At 59.9% G+C, this 19,872-nt stretch carries 22 protein-coding genes; 10 read left to right on the top strand and 12 right to left on the bottom strand.

Annotated features, from left to right (window positions below):
- Positions 1–180 precede the first annotated feature (180 nt).
- Entirely contained in the window at positions 181–783 is a 603-nt protein-coding gene (locus tag J6524_RS06970) for a TetR/AcrR family transcriptional regulator (protein WP_225669633.1), read from the top strand.
- Here the strand turns inward: J6524_RS06970 and J6524_RS06965 are convergent.
- Positions 749–1,351: a hypothetical protein gene (locus J6524_RS06965; RefSeq protein ID WP_225669632.1), complete on the bottom strand. Its 603-nt coding sequence runs from the start codon at positions 1,349–1,351 to the stop codon at positions 749–751. The two genes, J6524_RS06970 and J6524_RS06965, sit on opposite strands and share 35 nt — an antisense overlap.
- Here J6524_RS06965 and J6524_RS06960 point away from each other — a divergent pair.
- The 5 genes from J6524_RS06960 to J6524_RS06940 all read left to right on the top strand — a co-directional run bounded on the left by J6524_RS06960 (position 1,343) and on the right by J6524_RS06940 (position 5,897).
- Positions 1,343–1,885 (top strand): hypothetical protein, encoded by a 543-nt coding sequence (locus tag J6524_RS06960; RefSeq protein ID WP_225669631.1) that lies wholly within the window; start codon positions 1,343–1,345, stop codon positions 1,883–1,885. The genes J6524_RS06965 and J6524_RS06960 overlap by 9 nt on opposite strands.
- Before the next feature lie 390 nt (positions 1,886–2,275).
- Positions 2,276–2,722 carry a hypothetical protein gene (locus tag J6524_RS06955; RefSeq protein ID WP_225669630.1) on the top strand — a complete coding sequence of 149 codons (447 nt, stop codon included), beginning with the start codon at positions 2,276–2,278 and terminating at the stop codon, positions 2,720–2,722.
- A gap of 109 nt (positions 2,723–2,831) precedes the next feature.
- The gene (locus J6524_RS37600) at positions 2,832–3,275 is read left to right on the top strand and encodes a hypothetical protein (RefSeq protein WP_312002353.1); all 444 of its coding nucleotides are present in this window, start codon (positions 2,832–2,834) and stop codon (positions 3,273–3,275) included.
- Positions 3,276–3,548: 273 nt separating this feature from the next.
- The gene (locus J6524_RS06945; RefSeq protein WP_225669628.1) at positions 3,549–4,700 is read left to right on the top strand and encodes a S1C family serine protease; all 1,152 of its coding nucleotides are present in this window, start codon (positions 3,549–3,551) and stop codon (positions 4,698–4,700) included.
- 327 nt (positions 4,701–5,027) lie between these two features.
- The gene (locus J6524_RS06940) at positions 5,028–5,897 is read left to right on the top strand and encodes a CheR family methyltransferase (RefSeq protein ID WP_225669627.1); all 870 of its coding nucleotides are present in this window, start codon (positions 5,028–5,030) and stop codon (positions 5,895–5,897) included.
- A gap of 12 nt (positions 5,898–5,909) precedes the next feature.
- Here the strand turns inward: J6524_RS06940 and J6524_RS06935 are convergent, their stop codons facing one another.
- Together J6524_RS06935 and J6524_RS06930 are read right to left on the bottom strand one after the other, a co-directional pair.
- The gene (locus tag J6524_RS06935) at positions 5,910–6,284 is read right to left on the bottom strand and encodes an HIT family protein (RefSeq protein ID WP_225669626.1); all 375 of its coding nucleotides are present in this window, start codon (positions 6,282–6,284) and stop codon (positions 5,910–5,912) included.
- A gap of 79 nt (positions 6,285–6,363) precedes the next feature.
- Positions 6,364–7,032, bottom strand: coding sequence for a phosphoribosyltransferase (locus J6524_RS06930; RefSeq protein WP_225669625.1), 669 nt, complete (start codon positions 7,030–7,032; stop codon positions 6,364–6,366).
- A gap of 538 nt (positions 7,033–7,570) precedes the next feature.
- Between J6524_RS06930 and J6524_RS06925 the strand changes: the two genes are divergently transcribed.
- From J6524_RS06925 to J6524_RS06915, 3 genes are all read left to right on the top strand, one after another.
- On the top strand, positions 7,571–7,930 hold the full coding sequence (locus J6524_RS06925; RefSeq protein WP_225669624.1) for a hypothetical protein: 360 nt from the start codon (positions 7,571–7,573) through the stop codon (positions 7,928–7,930).
- A 279-nt stretch (positions 7,931–8,209) separates the two neighbouring features.
- On the top strand, positions 8,210–8,995 hold the full coding sequence (locus tag J6524_RS06920) for a hypothetical protein (RefSeq protein ID WP_225669623.1): 786 nt from the start codon (positions 8,210–8,212) through the stop codon (positions 8,993–8,995).
- Positions 8,996–9,336: 341 nt separating this feature from the next.
- Positions 9,337–9,816: a YbhB/YbcL family Raf kinase inhibitor-like protein gene (locus J6524_RS06915; RefSeq protein WP_312002352.1), complete on the top strand. Its 480-nt coding sequence runs from the start codon at positions 9,337–9,339 to the stop codon at positions 9,814–9,816.
- 199 nt (positions 9,817–10,015) lie between these two features.
- Here J6524_RS06915 and J6524_RS06910 read toward each other — a convergent pair whose 3' ends face one another.
- The 5 genes from J6524_RS06910 to J6524_RS06890 all read right to left on the bottom strand — a co-directional run bounded on the left by J6524_RS06910 (position 10,016) and on the right by J6524_RS06890 (position 14,229).
- On the bottom strand, positions 10,016–10,300 hold the full coding sequence (locus J6524_RS06910) for a hypothetical protein (protein ID WP_225669622.1): 285 nt from the start codon (positions 10,298–10,300) through the stop codon (positions 10,016–10,018).
- Positions 10,301–10,586: 286 nt separating this feature from the next.
- Positions 10,587–11,549 (bottom strand): Bug family tripartite tricarboxylate transporter substrate binding protein, encoded by a 963-nt coding sequence (locus J6524_RS06905; RefSeq protein WP_225669621.1) that lies wholly within the window; start codon positions 11,547–11,549, stop codon positions 10,587–10,589.
- Positions 11,550–11,652: 103 nt separating this feature from the next.
- A complete protein-coding gene (locus tag J6524_RS06900) occupies positions 11,653–12,432 on the bottom strand; it encodes an alpha/beta fold hydrolase (protein WP_225669620.1) in 780 nt (259 codons plus the stop codon).
- A gap of 49 nt (positions 12,433–12,481) precedes the next feature.
- Positions 12,482–13,090 carry an NADPH-dependent FMN reductase gene (locus tag J6524_RS06895; protein WP_225669619.1) on the bottom strand — a complete coding sequence of 203 codons (609 nt, stop codon included), beginning with the start codon at positions 13,088–13,090 and terminating at the stop codon, positions 12,482–12,484.
- A 122-nt stretch (positions 13,091–13,212) separates the two neighbouring features.
- Entirely contained in the window at positions 13,213–14,229 is a 1,017-nt protein-coding gene (locus J6524_RS06890; RefSeq protein WP_225669618.1) for an LLM class flavin-dependent oxidoreductase, read from the bottom strand.
- 161 nt (positions 14,230–14,390) lie between these two features.
- Between J6524_RS06890 and J6524_RS06885 the strand changes: the two genes are divergently transcribed.
- Positions 14,391–15,329, top strand: a complete 939-nt coding sequence (locus tag J6524_RS06885; protein ID WP_225669617.1) for a LysR family transcriptional regulator — start codon at positions 14,391–14,393, stop codon at positions 15,327–15,329.
- A gap of 81 nt (positions 15,330–15,410) precedes the next feature.
- On the opposite strand, the gene upp is transcribed toward J6524_RS06885, so the two are convergent.
- The 4 genes from upp to J6524_RS06865 form a co-directional block, all read right to left on the bottom strand.
- Entirely contained in the window at positions 15,411–16,040 is a 630-nt protein-coding gene (gene upp / locus J6524_RS06880; protein ID WP_225669616.1) for a uracil phosphoribosyltransferase, read from the bottom strand.
- Positions 16,041–16,056: 16 nt separating this feature from the next.
- On the bottom strand, positions 16,057–17,301 hold the full coding sequence (locus J6524_RS06875; protein WP_225669615.1) for a URC4/urg3 family protein: 1,245 nt from the start codon (positions 17,299–17,301) through the stop codon (positions 16,057–16,059).
- 14 nt (positions 17,302–17,315) lie between these two features.
- Positions 17,316–18,566, bottom strand: coding sequence for a GTP cyclohydrolase II (locus J6524_RS06870; protein WP_225669614.1), 1,251 nt, complete (start codon positions 18,564–18,566; stop codon positions 17,316–17,318).
- A 292-nt stretch (positions 18,567–18,858) separates the two neighbouring features.
- Positions 18,859–19,746: a LysR substrate-binding domain-containing protein gene (locus J6524_RS06865; RefSeq protein ID WP_225669847.1), complete on the bottom strand. Its 888-nt coding sequence runs from the start codon at positions 19,744–19,746 to the stop codon at positions 18,859–18,861.
- Positions 19,747–19,872 lie beyond the last annotated feature (126 nt).

Here is a 19,872-nt window from a genome sequence, read left to right as displayed (position 1 = left end):
CGTTCGCTACAGATGTGGAGCTGGACGGCAGTCTGCAAGACACTTATGTACTGCATACTACGAAAATCTTATGTCGCAAGCTGCAAGACTGGAAGTCAAATAAAAGAACCACGATAGATCAGAAGGTTAAAGGATTGAACGCCGGGCTCAAAACGGCGTCGGCTTCAAGGGAGTAACGCGATGGCCATGGGGCGCCCGAGAGAATTCGACGCCGATGCCGCATTGGATCAGGCGATGGAAGTCTTCTGGAGGCATGGTTATGAGGGTGCGACCATTGCGCAGCTGACCGAGGCGATGGGCATCAACCCGCCGAGCCTCTATGCGGCATTTGGAAACAAGGAAGGCCTTCTGAAGGCTGCTCTCGATCGGTACACGGCCAAACGTGCGGCCTGGATGGAGGAGGTTTTGAGCGCGCCGACCGCCCGCGACGTCGCGGAGCGGATGCTCATGGGTACCGCAGACAGCCAAACCGATCCTGACAATCCGCCTGGTTGCCTGCTCGTGCAAGGCGGCCTTGCCTGCGGTACCGGTTCGGAGAATGTTCCCTTTGAGCTCGCTGCGCGCCGCGCACTGACCGAAGATCAGTTGCGCGAACGCTTCGTCAGGGCGAAGAAGGACGGCGATCTGAAGCCGACCGCCGACGCTGCCGCGCTGGCGCGCTATCTCTCGGCGGTGTCCGCCGGCATGGGCGTGATGGCATCATCAGGCGCCGATCGCGAAGCGTTGCGGCAAGTGGCGAACGTATCTGTCAAAGTTTTCGAAGAACAGTCGGCGAAACGTTGACGACGCCGCAGTTCAGCTTTCTGGGACGCAGCCCGCTGCGCGGCGGCCCGAACATGCCCCACGCAGTTCGTGTCCACTTCTGCGCGCATATCAAAGGCCGTAACGTGAACGCGGTGCGGTTCATGAACTGCGAAGGATTGGATGAGATATCGTACATCTGGTCGGTGTGGGGAAGGGCGGTAGCGCTCCCCGGTACCAACGGTCCCCCACCCACAGCACGTTTCAAGAACGGCGTTCCGAGAAGTTCCTGCGGGCGGCCTTTGATCTCCACGTCAAATGCGCCTCCGCGGCGGGTAACTAGCAGCAACTGAGCGAAAAAAGAATAGCTATGGCGTATCTTACGCCCGAGCAGATAGCGGGAATTGAAGAGAAGCTCGGCGAAATCGAACCGAAATGCAATCGCCTGCTTCTCACATTCGCACAGCGTGAGTTTAATAGTGAACAGGCCGCAGAATACGCCCACCACGGGTACATGCGGCGGCTGGGCACGATACGGCGGTGCATAGAGAATGTGTTCACGCTCATCCCGCCAGAGATGGACCGTGTTCCGGATCGCGATGTGCTGCATGATGCACAGATCAACATTCAAGCATTCTTCGCGAATGTTTACGGCGGCATCGACAATCTTGCTTGGGTCTGGGTTTACGAAAGCGGGCTGAGTGGAAGAATCCACCGTAATCGAGTGGGGTTGCGAGCAAAGCACACTGAAGTGCGCGCGACCTTAAGCACCCACTTGCAAGCATATCTTCAGGAGGTTGACCCTTGGCTGGATTACCTTGTTGAGTACAGGGATGCATTGGCTCACCGCATTCCGCTTTACATCCCGCCGGGAGGTGTACCTACGAAGAATGTTGACTTGTATCATGATCTCTCGCGGCGAATGACAGATGCACTCTCTGTGCGCGGCGATGGCTTTGAATACGAGCGATTGTCGGCTGAACAAAAGAAGCTATTGGTGTTCGAGCCCCTGATTACACACTCGATCAAAGAAACCACCGCGCATTTCGCATTTCATGTTCAGATGCTTGCTGACTTTGGCGTGGTTGAAGAAATCGGATACAAAATGCTGGACGAACTAGGTGGTCTTTCAAGGAGTCCATAGTTGGCGGGGTTCGCAATGAGCGAAGAGAGAGGCGAGCAATAGACGATGGTAGAGCGGATAAAGGGCCGAAAGCTTTTCCACTTCACAGAGACGAACAGCTAGAGCTTGGATCATCATTGCTTCTATCATCCCGAGGTCCAAAATAGAGTGACCAACCGCCTGTTATACGGGTTGACGTTGAGGATCGACAGTTTTCACGATAAGGCCTCGGCATTTTGAAAGTGCAGTTCACTCAGGCAAACCCAATCCCGCTCTGGATCGCTTCGAAGATTTGCGGGCCCGGTCGCTCCACTTCCGCCGGTGACGGCGCGTGCCCTGCCGCTTATGTTAACGTCCGAGGACGTTGTCACTGTGTTCCTGTCTGATTCAAGATGTTAAGAGCCGAGCGAGATGAAAGCCAACGCTAGTGCGTACTTGAGCGAAATCGTCGCTCCGACGATTGCGGAATTCCGCGATGACCCCTCATCCCGCCGTCGCGCCTTCTTGGCGTGCGTCGCAACTTTTCACTGCATCGATTACATGGCGCACAGATCGCAGAACCTCCGGGATCAGTTCAGAAAGGAGAGCAAGGATTTTGCACTAGTGGATCGGGTAGCGCATGCCTTCAAGCATGCGAGATCGGGCAACCCCAACTCACCTCGGAACCAGCCATTGCACGCCTCACTGGTGTTCGAGCGCCCGCCTGCCCGGGCCGGTGTTGCACAAAGCGGTCTGTCTCGTGTTGGGGATTCGAGAGGCGGTGTTGAGATATGGAGTGAGGCCGAGTCCGACGTCTTGCGTGCTGTGACCAAGGCGGCTGAATTCCTTCGCGGCAAAATCGAAGTTGAAGAGAGGTAGACACGTGTTGCCGTGAGGAGCCGTTCGTAGCGATCCCCCCGCTACCAGACCTACGATTTCCCACGCCTTGCTTCGATTTCCCCGTGCTTTCGCGGACCAGCATGGCCAATTGCTCTTCCTGCCGAATATGGCGGCCGAATCAGGATTGAGGGAAGTAGCGTGGCAGCTCGCGCTCGAACTCGGGAAAATAACGGGAGATCACAGCGATGTCGAAACGCTGCAGGATCGATCGCTGGGGCTCGCGATCAAGCAGAAATTTGAACGCTGCCTCGATGCAGCCCTCGGGCGTGTGCGTGCCCATCGTCAGCCGTTCGCAAATATCTCTTCCCATCGTGACGTGATGGCGCGTCTCGCCGTTTCCCGCACGGACGATGACCTCGAATTCGAGTGGATCGCCTTCGCTGGCTCGCTCGACCTTGATCACAGCCTGCCTCCACCGAAATCGGTTCAATTCGGTTGTCGTGGCACATCCATCCTAACACAAGGGCCGACCGTTCAAAGAAAGTTGCAGGGGTTCGCCGCAAGTTCAGCGGGCGCCGCGGTGAACGGATAGAGGTGAGGCGAGCCTGTGCTTCCTGGTGGAACTGCGGCCGTACGGAAGATCACGTTAGGGGCCATGCGGGGTTTTCGGTGACGAGGCGGTCAGTCGGCGTGGCTTTGCGGCATTTGGATGACCCTTCCTTATCCACCTTGGCTCGGAAAGGAACTGCTAGCGCTGCAGATTGTTGAGCCCACAGTTGCGGTTGCGTCGAGCGTTCTCACAGAACTGACGGCGAGCGTCTGACGTAAAATCGCGGTGATGCGATGACAGGCTACAGAAGCGCACATGGCTCGTGGAGATTTCGTTTTCGATTGGCGCCGGGCCTCGATGATGGGCGGGACGATCGCTTTCGCGATTCCGGTGATCGCGAACATCGCGCAGGCAACGGTAAATTCTCCAGGCCAGGCTTCTTTGGTGAGCAGGCCGGCGGCATTGATCGATCGGGTTGCTGGTCCTGAAGCTGGTGGTGGACCTGGCGTCTTCGCCGACCTCGCCGAAAAAATTCAACCGGCCGTGATTGGGGTGCGTTCAAAAGGGGCGGGTCCGGATGCGCCCGATCGAGGGAAGGCACCGAAAACCCTCGAAGTGATCAGTGCAGGATCAGGCTTCTTCATCTCTTCGGACGGCTACGCCGTGACCAGCAGTCGCGTCGTGGAAGACAACGACGCGGCCGAGATCCGAACCAGCGACAACAAGGCCTATTCGGCAAGAGTCATAGGAAGGGACTCGTGGAGTGATATCGCCCTGATCAAAGTCGACGGGCGAACGGACTTCAGCTACGTGAATCTCTCTGACCGGCCGCCGCGCGTGGGTGATTGGGTGCTTACCGCCGGGAATCCGCTCGCGGCCGGAGGCGCCGTGACGGCCGGTATTATTTCTGCGCGTGAGCGCGACATCGAGGGCGGTTCAGCGCAGGACTTCATCCAGATCGATGCGGCAGTCAACAGCGGCGATGCTGGCGGCCCGAGCTTCAATACCCGTGGCGATGTCATCGGTGTCAACAGCATGATCTTTTCACCCTCTCAAGGTTCGGTGGGCGTTGCTTTTGCGATCCCCGCCGATACCGTCAAGGCAGTGATACCGCAACTGAAAGAGAAGGGCGCGGTCACGCGCGGATGGATAGGGACCAAGGTTCAATCGGTCACTCCTGAACTTGCCGACGGCCTCGGACTGAGCAATCTCCGCGGTGCAATCGTGGCAACGGTTCAAGACAATGGTCCCGCTGCGAAAGCCGGATTAAAAAGCGGAGACGTGATCACCTCGGTGGGTGGTGAGTCAGTCAAGAACGCCAACGAGCTAACCAAGAAAGTCGGTGCGATGGCGCCGGGCTCTTCGACCCAGCTCACGGTGCTTCGGCAAGGAAAAGAGAGTTCATTAAGCGTGACCTTGGGTCAGCAGCCGAATGAACCCGATGCGTCCGCGGCAAGTCCAAGATAGCTGGGATTCGGAGCAACTCGCGCCAGTTATTCGCGGCGTCCAGTCTTTGCGAAAACAGATTGCGCGACGATGGAATGGTGCCGCTGATTTGCCCGACGTGTCAACTGCTCAAGGCATTGTGCCTGCGGCTACCTGCTACTTTGCATGGGGTTGTTTTCCATATTTTTGATTCGGAGCGCGAAACGCCTCGCCTTGCCGCTCTGGTACCCGTGCGGATGGCATGTAGCAACCGTCTCTACGCTGTTACGTTGACCCTCGCGAGCAGGCGGCTGAAAAGGACACCGACTATGCGACCATTTCGATCGAGAGCGCGGCTAATCCGCATTGATGGCCGCCACGTTCGTTATGCGGGGGCGGCACGAGGTCTTGAGAACGTCAGCCCTGGCCATGCGCGATGCTGATTGCACGGCGTTTCTGCAATGGGCCCTGCCGCAGCTCGAGTTGAATTGGGCGGGCTTTCGCAAGGTGCGGCGTCAGGTCTGCAAGAGGATGAGACAACGCATCGCCGCCCTCGGGCTCAGTGGATTTGCCGCATATCGCGAACGCCTGGAGGGTGACGCACAAGAATGGCAGGTCCTCGACCAATTCTGCCACATTACGATATCGCGCTTTCTCCGGGATCGTGGCGTCTTCGACCACTTGCGGACCAGCATACTGCCGGCCGTTGCCGAACGTGCTCGTTCGGAACGGCGTGCCGCACGTTGCTGGTCGGCCGGCTGCGCATCTGGCGAGGAGCCCTATTCGATCAGGATGCTCTGGGATATCGAATTGGATTGCGGAAATCCCAGAACGAAAATGTCGATCGTCGCAACGGATATTGACGATGCGCTACTCGCGCGCGCTCGCGATGGATGCTACAGCCGCTCCAGCCTGCGCGAGGTGCGACCTGAGCTGATTGCGCGCGCATTCGAGCAAACAGGATCACGGCTCTGCATCCAGGCGCAGTATCGTGAGGGCGTGATATTCCTGAAACAGGATCTGCGCTCCGAGGCGCCGCCAGGCCCGTTCGACCTGATTCTCTGTCGTTATCTCGCCTTTACGTATTTCGCACCGTCTCTGCAGCAGAGGATCCTAAGGGTGTTCGCTGCGCGGCTCGTCCCCAATGGATTTCTGGTGGTGGGATCGCACGAAAACGTGGCCGATCCGCGCTTTCCTTCCATCGCCGGCATGCCGCATGTGTTCACGAGGGCTGACTGAGCCGACATGTCTCTAGGAGCCAGCTGCGCCAAGCGCTTCGCGGATCATTTTCGCATTCCGTTCAAAATCTCTCGGATCACCTGTTGCCCTGCCTGGAGCAGGATACAGCCAAATGTGCGCATGCGGCACTTCTTCGCCCATGATGCGGGAATGTATTTCCTCACAAAATGCTTCTTGCATTGCGCGCGCAATTTTCCGTACGACTTCGAAGTACGCGCCAACGTTCGGCACATCCCAGACCCAGCGATGGTGCTTTCTCGGGATGATAAGAGTGTGACCCGGCGACTGCGGATGGATGTCGAGAAAGGCGAAATACTCCTCGTCCTCGTATACTATCGTCGACGGAAGCTCGCCGCGGGCAATCTTGCAAAAAGGACAAGTGACCATCGTTAGGGTCCTCTGCCGCTCCGCGAAACTGAGGGGCGGACCGGCACGCTAGCAGCGGACGGAGCTTGTAGGCTCGCAGTCAGCCGGTGGGTTGGTGCGCATCGGACGAAGCCGGAAATTTCTGCAACAGCTCGAGCACTTCCTGGTCCGAGACCTGCGCGAAATCGCGGTAGAAATAACCGATAGCCCCGAACGGGGCATGTTCCTCAAGGCACACGAAATCATCACATTCCGCGCGCATTCGTGGGACGGTCGCGGTCGGCGCAACGGGGATCGCCAGCACGAGCCGGCTTGGATTTCGTCGTCGCACCGCCTGCAGGGCGACCCGAGTGCTGGCGCCGGTCGCTATCCCGTCGTCGACGACGATTGCGGTCCGACCGGAAATCTCCAGGCGTTGACGATCTCCCAGGTAGCGCCGACGCCGCTGCTCGATCTCGGCAATCTCCTTGCTGCACTCGGCCTCGAAATCAGCCTCGCTGACGCCTTCGAGCCGAATGACATCATCATTGCGCACCACGATCGGTGTATGGCCATCGACGACGGCCCCCATCGCCAACTCGGTTTGAAAGGGGACGCCGATCTTGCGGACCAGGATAAGGTCGAGCGGCGCATGCAGCGCGGCTGCGACTTCTGCGGCTACCGGTACACCACCTCTGGGGAGCGCCAGAATGGCCGGGCGCTGATTTTCGTATGTGGCTAGGGCTGCCGCCAGTTTTCGACCTGCTTCGACTCTATCTTTGAACGGCATGTTGCTGTTCCATTCTCGAGCCTGCTCTTGGGGACGAACGAGTGAGGTCGTGCTCGAACCATCGTGCTGCGTGGTCTGTCACCTGTTCCATGGCTGCCGGTTCCGGAAAGAGATGGCAGCAAGGTCGCAAGCACGCGATGATTAAGGGCGACGGCAACGGCTGTATTGCGCGGACTGAAGCGACTTGATCCGGTTCCGCGGGCGAAGACGGCCGTCTTCGGGAATATGCAATGTGCCGGCAAGCCCGCTGGGCGGAATGGAAATGTCCCGCACCTCGCCGCTCTGTCTCGGTCGAGCAACCATTTTCTCTCTCATTTCTTGTTCCTGGCTACCAACGGGCGCGGCTGGCTTTGGTTTCCGGGAAGGCCGCTCGCATCGCTTCCAACAGGCCCGGGCGAGAGCCGGAACCCACCAGGATGGTATCGACCACCTCGCGTCGCTCGGGTAGGGCGGACGGAGGCTGTCAGGATGCAGCCGACCAATGCAATGCGGCGACCGCCGGTCTTGAGTGTGCCGTCCTGCAGCCATGGCGACAGCAATGGAAGCGCAAGAGCAAATCGAGAGTGAACTCCGCGATCTGCCGCTGCATGATAAGGTGGACTTTCTTAGCCGACGGAATGGGTATCCCGAGGGTGCAGCGACCGTTGCAACTCGGGAGACACACATGTCATGGGTGTTTCTCGTCGGCGATAAGGTCTACAAGCTGAAGAAGCCGGTCCGCTTTCCATATCTTGACTTTTCCAGTGCCGCCAAGCGTGAGGCAGCGTGCCGGGCTGAGCTGCGCCTCAATCGCCGTCTCGCCCGGGATATATATCTCGACGTGCTGCCGCTGATCCGTTCTTCTGCCATGGCGAATTTTCGGTTGCGGCCTCAGCGGGTCCGCAGCCCGCGTAGCTGACCAACCGTTTGGGCTCTGGACGCCGCGCAAACCTCAGCTATGCAGGCAGCATCCACACCTTTCCGTTCAAGGTCTGTTGCAGGAATGCAGCTTGGTCTGGGCCAAATGGGTCATCGGACCAGCAACGCCGCCTAAGCCTTGGTCGTTCCTAAAGCTCCTTCACCCGGCCCCTTCCGAGGAATTGCACAGCCGCACCCTGGCCCAGCGGAACTTGGGAACGCGCGCGTTTGCATTCCGTTGAACTGCAGGGCAGGAGAATTGAGCACGATCGGCTGTGACATGGTTTCTGTGCGACGGAGGCGCGGCGACCCGCAGGCTAAGGTTTCGGAGGAGATCGTCGAACAAGGCGACATCTATTTTGCCTATCGACCCCGCATCGAGGAAGACAAGGCCGAAGGCCTAGCTGACGTCCAGCGCTTTTACATGGTGCTGAAGCCGGAAGGGCAGTCCCGGCTTCGTGTAGCTGTGCTTGGGCGCAAGCGGTTGCCTGAGGCGGGCGATCATGAACGCATCTGGGGGTTCATCGAGGCGGTCAAGTCCGGCCCCGCCGTCGAAAACGAATTCCGTGAGCGGCATTATGCGACCGCGACGCGCGGTGAGCGCCAGCTGCCCGCGGTCCGGCCCGCCGGGGAAGGGGTCTATGCGCTGATCAAGCGCGGCCGCAATCTCCACTTGAGCTATGAACTTGAACTGCCACGTCGGCCCGGCGAAGTTCAGGAGGAGCTGAATATTGAGCGCCAAGCGGCCTACATTCTTTCCATCAAGAACCCCGAGGCGGGATCGCCGCCTGGTGCGGGACTGTCGGAACGGTCAAAGGCGCGCTACCCGAAACCGCTCGAGCAGGAATTCCGCGGCCGGCGCTTTGCGTCGGAAGATCCGCGCCTGCTCGACTACGAAGGCGCTGAGTTCATCCTGATCGGCGCGCGCGTCGATCCCGAGCGCGCCTATGCGGTCGATATCGAGGCCGAACACGAGACGGCCCGCAATGCCGACATCTTCCGGCAACTCAAGATGTCGCCGCGCGAACATCCGATCGGTCCGCTGATCAAGGGCGAATGGCAATAGCTGGTGCCTCTGCGGCGAAGCCTCCGGATTGGCAGAGGAGGCAGAGATGGACGCATTGGGCGCGGGCCCTGGGGTCTGTGATGGGAGGACTTCAGAATGGAAAGACTTCAGAGCAGAGAGAGACCGTACGTGGTCGGCTTCCCAAGTACTCGATCTAAGGAGATCGGACACGAAATGGAAACGTCTCGCGCTTCACCGCTCTGTTCTAGTCGGGAACGAGCAACCATTTTTCCTTTCTTTTCTTATTTCGTAACTACCAACGGGCGCGGCTGGGTTGCTCCGGAAGGAGTTCGCCTCGGTTTCAACGAGCCCGACGGCTATGTAGAAGAGGGGAGGCATTTATGGCCTTCAGCCTGACAAGTTCCGCGTTTCGTGACGGGGAGCAGATTCCTACGAAATACACCGCGGATGGTGAAAATCTGTCGCCGCCTCTGGAGTGGTCCGACCCGCCCCCGGGAACCAAAAGCTTTGCGCTCATTGTCGAGGATCCCGATGCGCCGTCCGGCACGTTTCGGCATTGGGGTCTCTACAACATCATGGGCGAGCGAACATTGCTACCCGAAGGCATTGGCCACGGTCCGAAGACCGAGCGCCTCGGCAAGGGTATGAACGATTTCGGCGAGCTGGGTTACGGCGGGCCCGCCCCGCCAAAGGGCCACGGGACCCATCACTACCATTTCAAGCTCGCGGCTTTGGACGTTGATGAGTTCTCGCGTTCACCCAGCATGCCGGTCGCCGAGATTTGGAAGGCGGCAGAGAAGAACATGCTCGGGCCAGGCGGAACTCGTCGGCACCTATCGCAGATAGGCGGCCTCAGGTGATCTTCGAAATGAAAGAGGCGGCCCACTGAGGCGGGCTTGCGTCTGCCCCCAGCGGCCCGACGTGCATCGGGGTGTATCGTCCCCTGGTGCTTTGCCGGGCTCCAACCGGTTCGTCTCTTGCATTCGCTGTCGTAAGGCCGTGCGAGCGACCGGGCAAGAAGCCGCACCCGCGGCGCCCTTCTGCATCAAGCTGCCAACTTCACAGCAGGCCGTCGACCTCATCGATGAACTGCGCCAGCGCGCTCTGCGCCACGCCGAGGGGATACTGACGCGACGGCGTCACGTAGATGGCTTTTGCGCCGGCCGGCAGCGCCTGCACGACCAGACCTTCGCTATCGACCGGCACACCGATCACGCGCGCGCCCAGCGTCTTGAACAAGTACCTGGGAGGCCGATAGCCCGGATCCTCCACCGCAACGACATCGCTGGGCTCGAGAAGCACGCGAGCGATGATGTCGAGTGCCTGCTGGGTGTCATTCGTCACGATGACGTCGTCGGGCGATCCATATTCTGTGCACAGGGAATAATCGTGAGTGTTTTGCTCGACTATTGCGCTCATCTGGGGAAGCTTTGATCGCAGCGGACGGTCTCATCATGCGTTCCGTGCAGCGCAGATCGCTTTTGCTGCGGGAAGCGGAACGCGTCTCTCCTGTCCCAAAATATCGGACAACGAGATACGCGAGACGATTGCCACCAATCAGTTCGCCTGCTGCGTGAGCGCGGTGCAGATATGACGATCTTTCTCGCCCTCCGGGATTTGAACTGCGGTGCTAGTTGCCGGCCGTGATTCCGCGCTCGCGGATGATTGCGCCGAACCGTTTCGAGTCCTCGCGGGCTCTTTCCCCGAACTGACTAGGGGACATTGCCGCGGGCACATTGCCGACTGCCATGATGCGCTCCTTCAACGCAGCAGCTGCGAGCGCCCGATTAATCTCCGTATTCAAGCGCGCAATAATATCGGCTGGGGTTCCGGCAGGTGCATAAACGCCAAAAGTGGCGTCCGCATCAAAGCCGGCGAGGCCGAGCTCCTCGAGCGTCGGCACGTCGGGAAGCTGAGGCGAGCGCTGGGGGCTGCCGATCGCAAGGGCCCGCAGCTTGCCGGCCTTCACGTGCTCGATGGCAATGCCAGGGTCGAACAGAAAGTCGAGTTGCCCTGCAAGCAGGTCGTTGAGCGCAGGTGCTGCGCCACGATAGGGCACATGCACGGCATCCGTGCCGGTCATCTTCTTCAGCAGTTCTGCCGCAAGATGGGGAGAGCTGCCGATGCCAGGCGATCCGAAATTGCGCTTTCCCGGGTTGGCCTTGAGGTCGGCGACAAATGCCCTGAAATCCTGCGCCGGGTTGTCTGTCCTGACGACGAGATAGAAGGGCACGCGCGCGACCGAAGCGACGGGAACGAGATCCTTTGCCGGGTCGAAAGGCATTTTCGCATACAGATGCGGATTGATCGCCACCATCGAGCCTGACGACATAAGCAAGGTGTAGCCATCTGGCGCGGATCGGGCCACCATTTCTCCGCCGAGATTTCCGTTCGCTCCGCCCTTGTTTTCGACCACCACCCGCTGGCCTAAGGCTTCGCTGAGAGACTGACCTATGAGGCGCGCCAGCAGGTCGGCTGCCCCTCCCGGCGGGAAGTTGACGACGAGGCGGATGGGATGAGTGGGCCACGTCTGCGCCAGCGATGTAGATATCATGCCCGCAGCGAAAGCGAGCGCGACCACAATGGCCCTCATGTTTATCTCCCTGGGTTATATTCTTGGAAGCAAAGTAGTGGATCGTCGGTCCGTCCTTAGGATCGCGCTCGCTGTGTAAGAGAGAGGCTCGAGCAACTTGCGCTCAGCCCGCGAGGAAATTGCCAATCGCTGTGACACAGGTCGGGTCTTCCTGCATGGCGAAGTGCCCGACATCAGGCACAATATGGATGCGAGCTTTCGGAATCTCTCTCGCCCAGAGCTCTGCCTGGCTGGCAAGTGCAATCCTGTCCCTGTCGCCCCATAAGATGAGAGTTTCGTTCGGTATCCGGCTTAGCCATCGACGAAGATTCGGGTGTCCCACGCCGTGGGCCTTCAGAATATTGCTCAGCGCCTTGCTCTCTCTTTCCCTAGCCGCGACGAACTGTTCTTTCGGAGGTGCAAGCGGACCTCCAGGGAAGTATTGAGATGCAACTTCCGTACGATGAGCCAGGTATTGAGGCAGATCCTGAGGCGCGATCTGACGAATGTCGGCGCCGCGATGATTAGGGTCGTTGAGGCCGGCAGGCGCATTAAGCACCAGACGAGAAAAACGTTCACCGGCGAACACGGCCATTTCCGCTGCCATCCACCCGCCCATGGAATGCCCCACGAGGTGCGGTCGATCCAGCCCGAGTGTTGCGATGAGCCGCAGGTTATGAACGATCAAATCCTGCATCCCGCAGATGTGCGGCGCCGGCCCGCTTTCACCGAAGCCGGGATGAAACGGCAGATAGATCCGAAACCTGTCGGCCAAGCCGCGCGCCCATTCTTGCCCCTCGATTGTTGCTGCGCCGTGGAGCGCCAGGACAGCAGGCCCCCTTCCGATGACCTTTACCACTGTGTCGACGCCATCAACTTCGAGCTTTATCGTTTCGAATGTCACGTCAAACTCCTTGCTGACCTCGTGCCTGCCTGGTGCGCCGGGACTATGGTTAGACCCTTGTGTCTGCCGGAGTGGATTGTGTTCTCTGTCTGCCAAGACGTTGCGTGCGCACGAAGTCGATCACCTGGTGCCCCACCGTCTCGAGCTGATGCTTGGTTGCCGTATCGGTACAATTACCGTTGGCATCGAACAGGGCCGTGGACGTGTTCAACATCGCCCCAAGCGGCGTGGGCCAGCCTCTGAGCGAGTGAGCAATCGTGCGGAGAGCGGCTAATGTCTGCCCAACCGCCTGCCATCCGCCGGCACATGCGATGCAGCCGACTGGTATCCCGTCCAGATAAGCGCGCGCGTCGGCCCTGAGTTCTTCTGCGTAGTCGAGAGCATTCTTGATCAATCCGGATATTGATCCGTGGTAAGCAGGCGACGAGATAATGATGCCTTGGCATTCGCGAAGCGCGGACAGGAGGCGTGAAGCCTGATCGGACTGCTGCTGTCCGGGCATATACATCGGCAGAAGCAGTTCTGCGCCCGAGAGAAGAATTGTCCTGGCGCCCCTGTCCTCGGCCGCCTTGAGGCTGATCGCGAGCGCGCGTTCGGATGACGACCCGCGCCGCGGCGTGCCGCCAATCCCGAGAATGAGAGGTCTATCCTGAATCATCCTCTGCTCCAGCTGTTGTTCCGCTAGCGACCCGTCCTTTCACGACTTGCCGGACATGCCGTTCGGAAATGCCGCTGTTGTTGCGCGTGCAGCCGATTGATGCTCGCCCGATCCGATCGGGTTCATGAACCGATCTGCGCGCGACGCATCTGCGGAATTACTTCCTCGCCAAAAAGGGCAAGCGACTCGCGGCGACGCGGTGAAATGCTCCTGCCCAGCATTGCGAGAGAATGGCCTGCGCCACATTTGCGGCATTGATCGATGACTTGCTCCGCGACTTGCGCCGGCGTGCCTGCGATGTAGTCGTCGTCATGCAGCGAAAATCCAGCTCCGGCCTTCGGCGCATCGAGTGTTGATGATGCGCGGTCGGTGACGCGCGGATCGCCAGCTACGATTTTCAGAGTCGCCGCCTTTGCGGCCTGAGATTCTTCCCGCGCCTCGGCTGCATCACGCGAAATGGAGATATTGCGCCGGATGGCGAGCTGATCGGGCCCTGCCGGCAATCCCAATCGGTCACATTCACTTCGATATACGTCGAAGATTTCCGATATCCGCGAGACCGATTCGAAGCCGGTGCAAATCTTGGATCGCCTTTGGGCTGATTTCTGCGCGGATCCGGTGCTTACGACGGTTGTCCATTTCGGCGGCGCAGGCTGCAGGAAGACGCCTGGCATCAGATTGAGGTTTTCGAACTTCCAGTATTTTCCGCTGTGGCTGACGACGGGGTTCACCAGGGCAGCATCAAGTATTTCCAGAGCCTCGTTGAACCGCTCGCGGGCCTCCTCCATCCCTAAGCCTATCCGCTGCAGTTCCTGGGGCACGCCCGCTGCAAAGCCGATCTCGAGGCGGCCATTGGTCAGGTGATCGAGCATCGTCAGTTCTTCGACGAGGCGCCACGGCTCATAGAACGGCACGACATTGCCCATCGTGCCCAGGCGGAGCCGGGTGGTATGTCGAGCGATAGCTGCGATCAGGAGATTGGGCGAGGGGCTCAGTGAGTGACCGAAGTGATGCTCGCTGAAGAATATTCCTTCGAATCCGAGCCGTTCCGCTTCGAGCCAGAATGCATAACCTTCGTTGAACACGGCAGACACAGTGCCGGAGAGAGCCTCCCCATCACTCGGGTGTGGGGCTTGCATGAATTCGAAAATCCATGGCTTGATCAAAGTGTGTTTCTCCCAAGGCATATGTTTATTGATTGGTGGCTTCTTGAGCGGCGCATTTCTCGATTACCCGAATTTTTGAAATTTGAAAAATCGATTATATTGATCCGTGATATTTACATCATGGATGTCGGCCAATGCGGTTCGAAGGCCTGGATCTAAATCTCCTGATCGCTCTCGATGCGATCCTTGAAGAGCGCAGTGTCATGGGAGCCAGTCGGCGCCTGCATCTCAGCCAGCCGGCAATGAGCGCCGCCATTGGAAGGTTGCGTCAGTATTTCAATGACGAGATTTTCACGATTTCACAGCGAAAGCTGGTGCCGACGCCACTGGCGCAATCGCTGGAAAAGCCGACGCGGGACATCTTGCTGCGTATCCGGGCTAATCTGATCTCGCCCCCGAAGTTCGACCCGGCTAGCTCAGAGCGGCGCTTTCGGCTGGTCGTTTCCGATTATGCGAGCATTGTATTGATGCATGCCGTGATGAAGCGCGTCTATGCGGCCGCACCGCGCGTTTGCCTTGAAATTCTTCCTTTCAGTGACCGGGTCGACGACCAGCTTCAGCGGGGGGAGGTCGATTTCGTCGTGATTCCCGATACGAATCTGATTGATGGCCATCCCAGCCAACGTCTGTTCGCGGACGAATTCTGCTGTGTTGCCTGGCGGGAAAGCAGGCAGATCGGCCGTTCGATCTCACTCCGGCGCTATCTTCAGGTTGGACATATAACGGCGCAACTCGGGCTCATGGGCGGGGCGTCCTTTGATGAACGGGCGCTCGTCCAGCTAGGCTATAAGCGTCGCATCGAGGTGATTGCCCCGAACTTTACCGCGATGGCTGCCATGGTGATCGGGACAGACCGTATCGCAACCATGCATCATCGGCTGGCTGCGATCTTCGCGCGAAACTTTCCGCTGAAGCTGCTGCGCGCCCCGGTCCGCATCCCGGCATTTCGGGAGGCCCTGCAATGGCCGGCATCGTTCCACATGGATCCCGCACTGGCGTGGTTGCGCGAGATAATAACCGACGTTGCTTCCGAGGTTGATCGGACACCGGCTGCGCAAATGAGGATTGGTTAAACGACGTGATGTACCTCGGCAAGTCGTCGATTCAGATCAGACGCCGCGGATGCGATTGCTGCGGCCGAACCGATCGCCAACCTACTTCGTGCCGTAGGCGCGGTCGCCGGCGTCACCAAGGCCCGGCAGGATGTAGGCGTTGCCGTCCAGCCCCTGGTCGATCGCCGCGAGCCAGATCGGAACATCAGGGTGAATGCCGCGCATGCGTTCGACGCCTTCCGGCGCGCCGATCAGGCATACCAGTCGAACATCGTTCGCCCCGCGCTCTTTCAGCCGATCGACCGCGGCGATGGCCAAGTTCGCCGTCGCCAATACAGGCGAGATCACGATCACCAGCCGCTCGTGCAGATCGCTCGGCGCCTTGAAAAAATATTCCACCGCAGTGAAGGTTTCCGGTTCGCGGTAAAGACCGATATGCGCAATTCGTGCAGTCGGTACCAGGTCGAGCATGCCTTCCGCAAAGGTCACGCCGGCACGCAGCACCGGTGCGAACACCAGCTTCTTGCCCGCGATCTGCGGCGACTTCATCTGCGCAAGCGGCGTTTCGATTTCGATATCGGCCAGCGGCAGATCGCGGGTGACCTCGTAACACAGCAGCATCCCGGTCTCCTTGAGGAGTTCGCGAAACGACTTGGTTGAAATATCTTTCTTTCTCAAGAGCGTCAGCTTGTGCTGTACCAGCGGGTGACTAACGATTGTAACGCCGTCCATGTCTGTGACCTCGGATCTAGAAAACCGTGCCGTCGCTGACGACTTTCACCGGAGGCGACGCGTCGGCGCGGCGTTCGCGAGCCAGCCGTCGGCCCGCAGCCCACGTGCCGCCTTCGAGGATTTTCGCCAGCGGCATCGACGTGGCGTCGTGTCCAAGCCGTCGCCGCAAGCCATCAGCGAGGCGGTCGAGCAGCGCCACCGTCAGCGCTCGCCATTCCACGACAAGCGGTGACGCGACCTTGTGCTCTTGCTGCGCTGCTTCTGCATCGCGAAACGCGAGCACGCCAGTATCGACGAACAGGCCGCCGTTGCGATATTCCGCAAGGCCGGTGAGGCCATCGATATCGGTGACGCTGATGCCGGACGTTTGCAGCGGTTCAATGAGAGAATACGCCAGCCATTGCGAGAGCTTGTGCAGTGGCACCATGCCGCTGGTTGCATCCGAAGTCATCAATGCCGGATGCCGCCAGCAGTCGCCGAGCGAAATCCCTCCCAGCGTCAGCCGCGATGGCCAGATTGGCCCGAGTTGATGCAGCAATTCCGTCAAAATCGTCGGGGCGGGCAGCTCTCCACCTTCTGCCAGCATCTCAAGGCGGTCGAACAGGCCGCCAGGCCGCGGCGTGTCGCGGCTGCCGAATACATCCGGCTTCGAGGCCACCAGCCGGCCCAGGCGACGCAATAGGTCCGCACGGCCGTCCAATCCGACCAGCGGATTGGCAGCCGAAACCTGCATGCCGCGCTCGAGGTCGGCGACGCCAAAATTCGCAAGCGCACCGGCATCGGCTCGCAAGGGCTCAAGGGGGAGGGCGGAGAATGCGCCGCCTGTGAACATGGCAAGGCTGGCCAGCCCCAGCCCTTCCGAACGGCCGATGGCGGATCCGGTTTTAGGATCGCGGTAGCGCCAGGATGGACCGGCGCCGGCATCAAGAAAGACGCTGACGATGGCCAGATCGAATTCGGATCTAGCTCGGGCCGCGCGATCGGACCAATCGGCCTGGTCGACTGCGGCAGCCCAGCGATCGTCACCGTTGGCGACGAAGTGACGCCAGCGCGAATGAAACGGAACGTCGAGCGAAGGATAGGCCTTGCGCGTTGTTTCCAGCACCAGATCGATTGCGCCGTCCAGGCGATCGAGGTCGATGCGGAAGCTCGGAAGCTGGTGGTCCAGGCCGATCGCGAGCAGGCGATGTGCGCGTTCGCGGACAGCTTTCGCGCTCAACAACGTCCAAGCGGCTGACGCCTCGGGGTCGGCAAGGGACAAGGCCGCCACCTCACTCAATAATTTTCGAGCGGACGGCCGACCGGGTTGTCCGCGTCTCGCTGCGGCTCGGGCGTGTAATAGCCTGCGGCTTTCTTTGCTGCGATTTCCACATGCGCGTCGGCAGGCACGAGATCGTCGGGAATCGGTATGCGCTCGACGATTTCGATACCCTGAGCGGTCAGCGCATCGTGTTTCATGTCACTCATGGAAACGAAGCGGTCGATTCGCTTCAGGCCGAGCCAGTGCACCACATCCGGCATTAGTTGCTGGAATCGGGCGTCCTGCACGCCGGCAACGCATTCGGTGCGTTCGAAGTACTGGGCCGCGGCATCGCCGCCTTCCTGACGCTTGCGGGCGTTGTAGACGAGAAACTTCGTGACTTCGCCGAGCGCGCGGCCTTCCTTCCGATTGTAGATGATGACGCCGAGCCCGCCGCTTTGGCCTGCGCGTGCGCATTCCTCTATGCCGTGAATCAGATAGGGACGGCAGGTGCAGATGTCAGAGCCAAATACGTCCGAACCGTTGCATTCGTCATGTACACGGCACGTTATCTCGGTTCGGTGGTCGGGCAGTTTGGTGACGTCGCCGAACAGATAGGCTGTTGTGCCGCCGATCGGCGGCAGAAAAACCTGTAGGTCTGGCCGTGTCACCAGCTCCGGAAACATGCCTGCCGTCTGTTCGAACAATTGTCGACGCAGATTGTTCTCGGTGGTGGCGAAGCGCGCCGCCAGGCCGGGCAGATACCAGACCGGGTCGATCGCAATCTTCACCACGGAGACGCTGCCATTTCCATGCACGACTTCGCCATCCTGCTTGAGCCGTCCGGCTTCGACCGCGGCTTGCAGTTCGGGCAGATCGAGACGGGCGCGCGTGACGGCAATGCTCGGACGGATGTCGACGCCTTCGGCGATCTCGGTTGCGAAGCTTTCCGCGGCAAGATGTCCCCACGGATCGAGCGAGACGATCCGCTGCGGCTCGGTCCATTGTGGAAATGGCCCGATCGTTTCGGCGGGGTGAGTATTCGTGAGGTTCGGGCGCCTCAGGGGATCGAGTGCGCCGGATGAGACGGCGAGCGCGCGGTAGATCGAGTAGGAGCCGCCATGCGTACCGATCACGTTACGGTCGGCCGGGCGTGACACGGTGCCAATGACCGGTCCGCGTTCGCGGGCGCTGGCTGCGCCCCAGGTGATCGGGAATTTCAGCTTGGCACCCGGTGCCGGGTGCGACGTAATGCGAATATGATCAATCCGATTGGAACGAGTCATCGCCACGAACCCTGAAACGGCGACGGCCCGCCTAAGCAGACGGGCCTGGTCACCAACAATGAAATCTCAGCAGCGGTTGCGGCTGAGACAGTAGTATAATCAGATGTTGACTGAACACAACGGCGATTTGAATTCGGTGACCGGGCCGCCTCGGCGGTTAACCTTTCTGGCGCGGAGGCTGGCACTGCCAGTTGTTGCGCCCGGCGGGTGATCGAGAGAACGAAGCCGAGCACGCTGGGCGGCGCTGGTGCGTTTCGGCTGGATGTTGGGGCAGAATGTCCATTTAGCGCTCCTAGGGCCGTGTGGTCCGATCAAGCTCCGACATAATCCAATCGGCGAACGCCCTTACCGCGCGGCGCTGCCGGTTGGCGCGGGGGAACACGAGATGGTGGCCGACATAGCGGATATCGACCGCCCTGCCGGCGAGCGGAGCGACCAGTCTGCGCGTCTCGATTTCGCGCTCGGCAAGTCGCGTGGATTCCAGGGTGACGCCGAGACCGCTTGAAGCCATAGCAATCGCCAGGAAGCTGCGGTCGAAACGCATCCCATGAATGGCCGGCGCTTCAAGCCCATTCGCGGCAAACCATTGGTGCCATTGCACCTGCTTGACCTCTGAACGAATAAGCACGTGGCTGAACAAATCCTTCGGTTTGCGGATCTTCTTTGCAAGCGCCGGCGTACACAGGGGCGTAACGGTCTCCTCGCCGAGCGGAATGATTTCCAGAGACTCGCTCCTCGGCTGTCCATAGACGATGTCGAGATCGAAATCGTCATTGCCAAAGCGGGCATATTCGGTGCTGGCGGCGAGCCGCACTTCCAGCTTGGGTTCGGCGGCAATGAACTGGCCGAGACGCGGCGCCAGCCACTGCGCCGCGAAGCTCGGCGCACAATGCACCCGAAGCAGTTGCGGCCCGCGGCCGGCCACTTCCTCGATTCCGCGCCGCAGATTGTCGAATGCGGCGCCGGCGTGACGCATCAGGTTTTGTCCGGCCGGCGTCAATCGGATCGATCGGGCGCTGCGCTCGAACAGCGTCGTGCTCATCGTGCTTTCCAGCTTGCGGATCGCGTGACTGACGGCGCTCGGCGTCAAATGAAGTTCGTTTGCGGCGTCACGAAACGAGCCGGTGCGCGCGGCCGCCTCGAAGGCGCGGATCGCCGAAATCGGGATACTGGACAGCAACATGCCATAAGTGAACCAGATTCACCTATGGGCGACAACTGCGCGTTTGTCGCCATCGCGGCCCCGGAATAGTCGATAGGATCAAGGAAACAGGTGCCGGTCGACGGCGTCTCGGATCAATGCCAA

The sequence above is a fragment of the Bradyrhizobium hereditatis genome (assembly GCF_020329435.1).
GTDB classification, from domain to species: Bacteria; Pseudomonadota; Alphaproteobacteria; order Rhizobiales; family Xanthobacteraceae; genus Bradyrhizobium; species Bradyrhizobium hereditatis.
The sequence above is the reverse complement of the archived record's forward strand: the minus strand, read 5'-3'. Positions and strand labels throughout refer to the sequence as shown.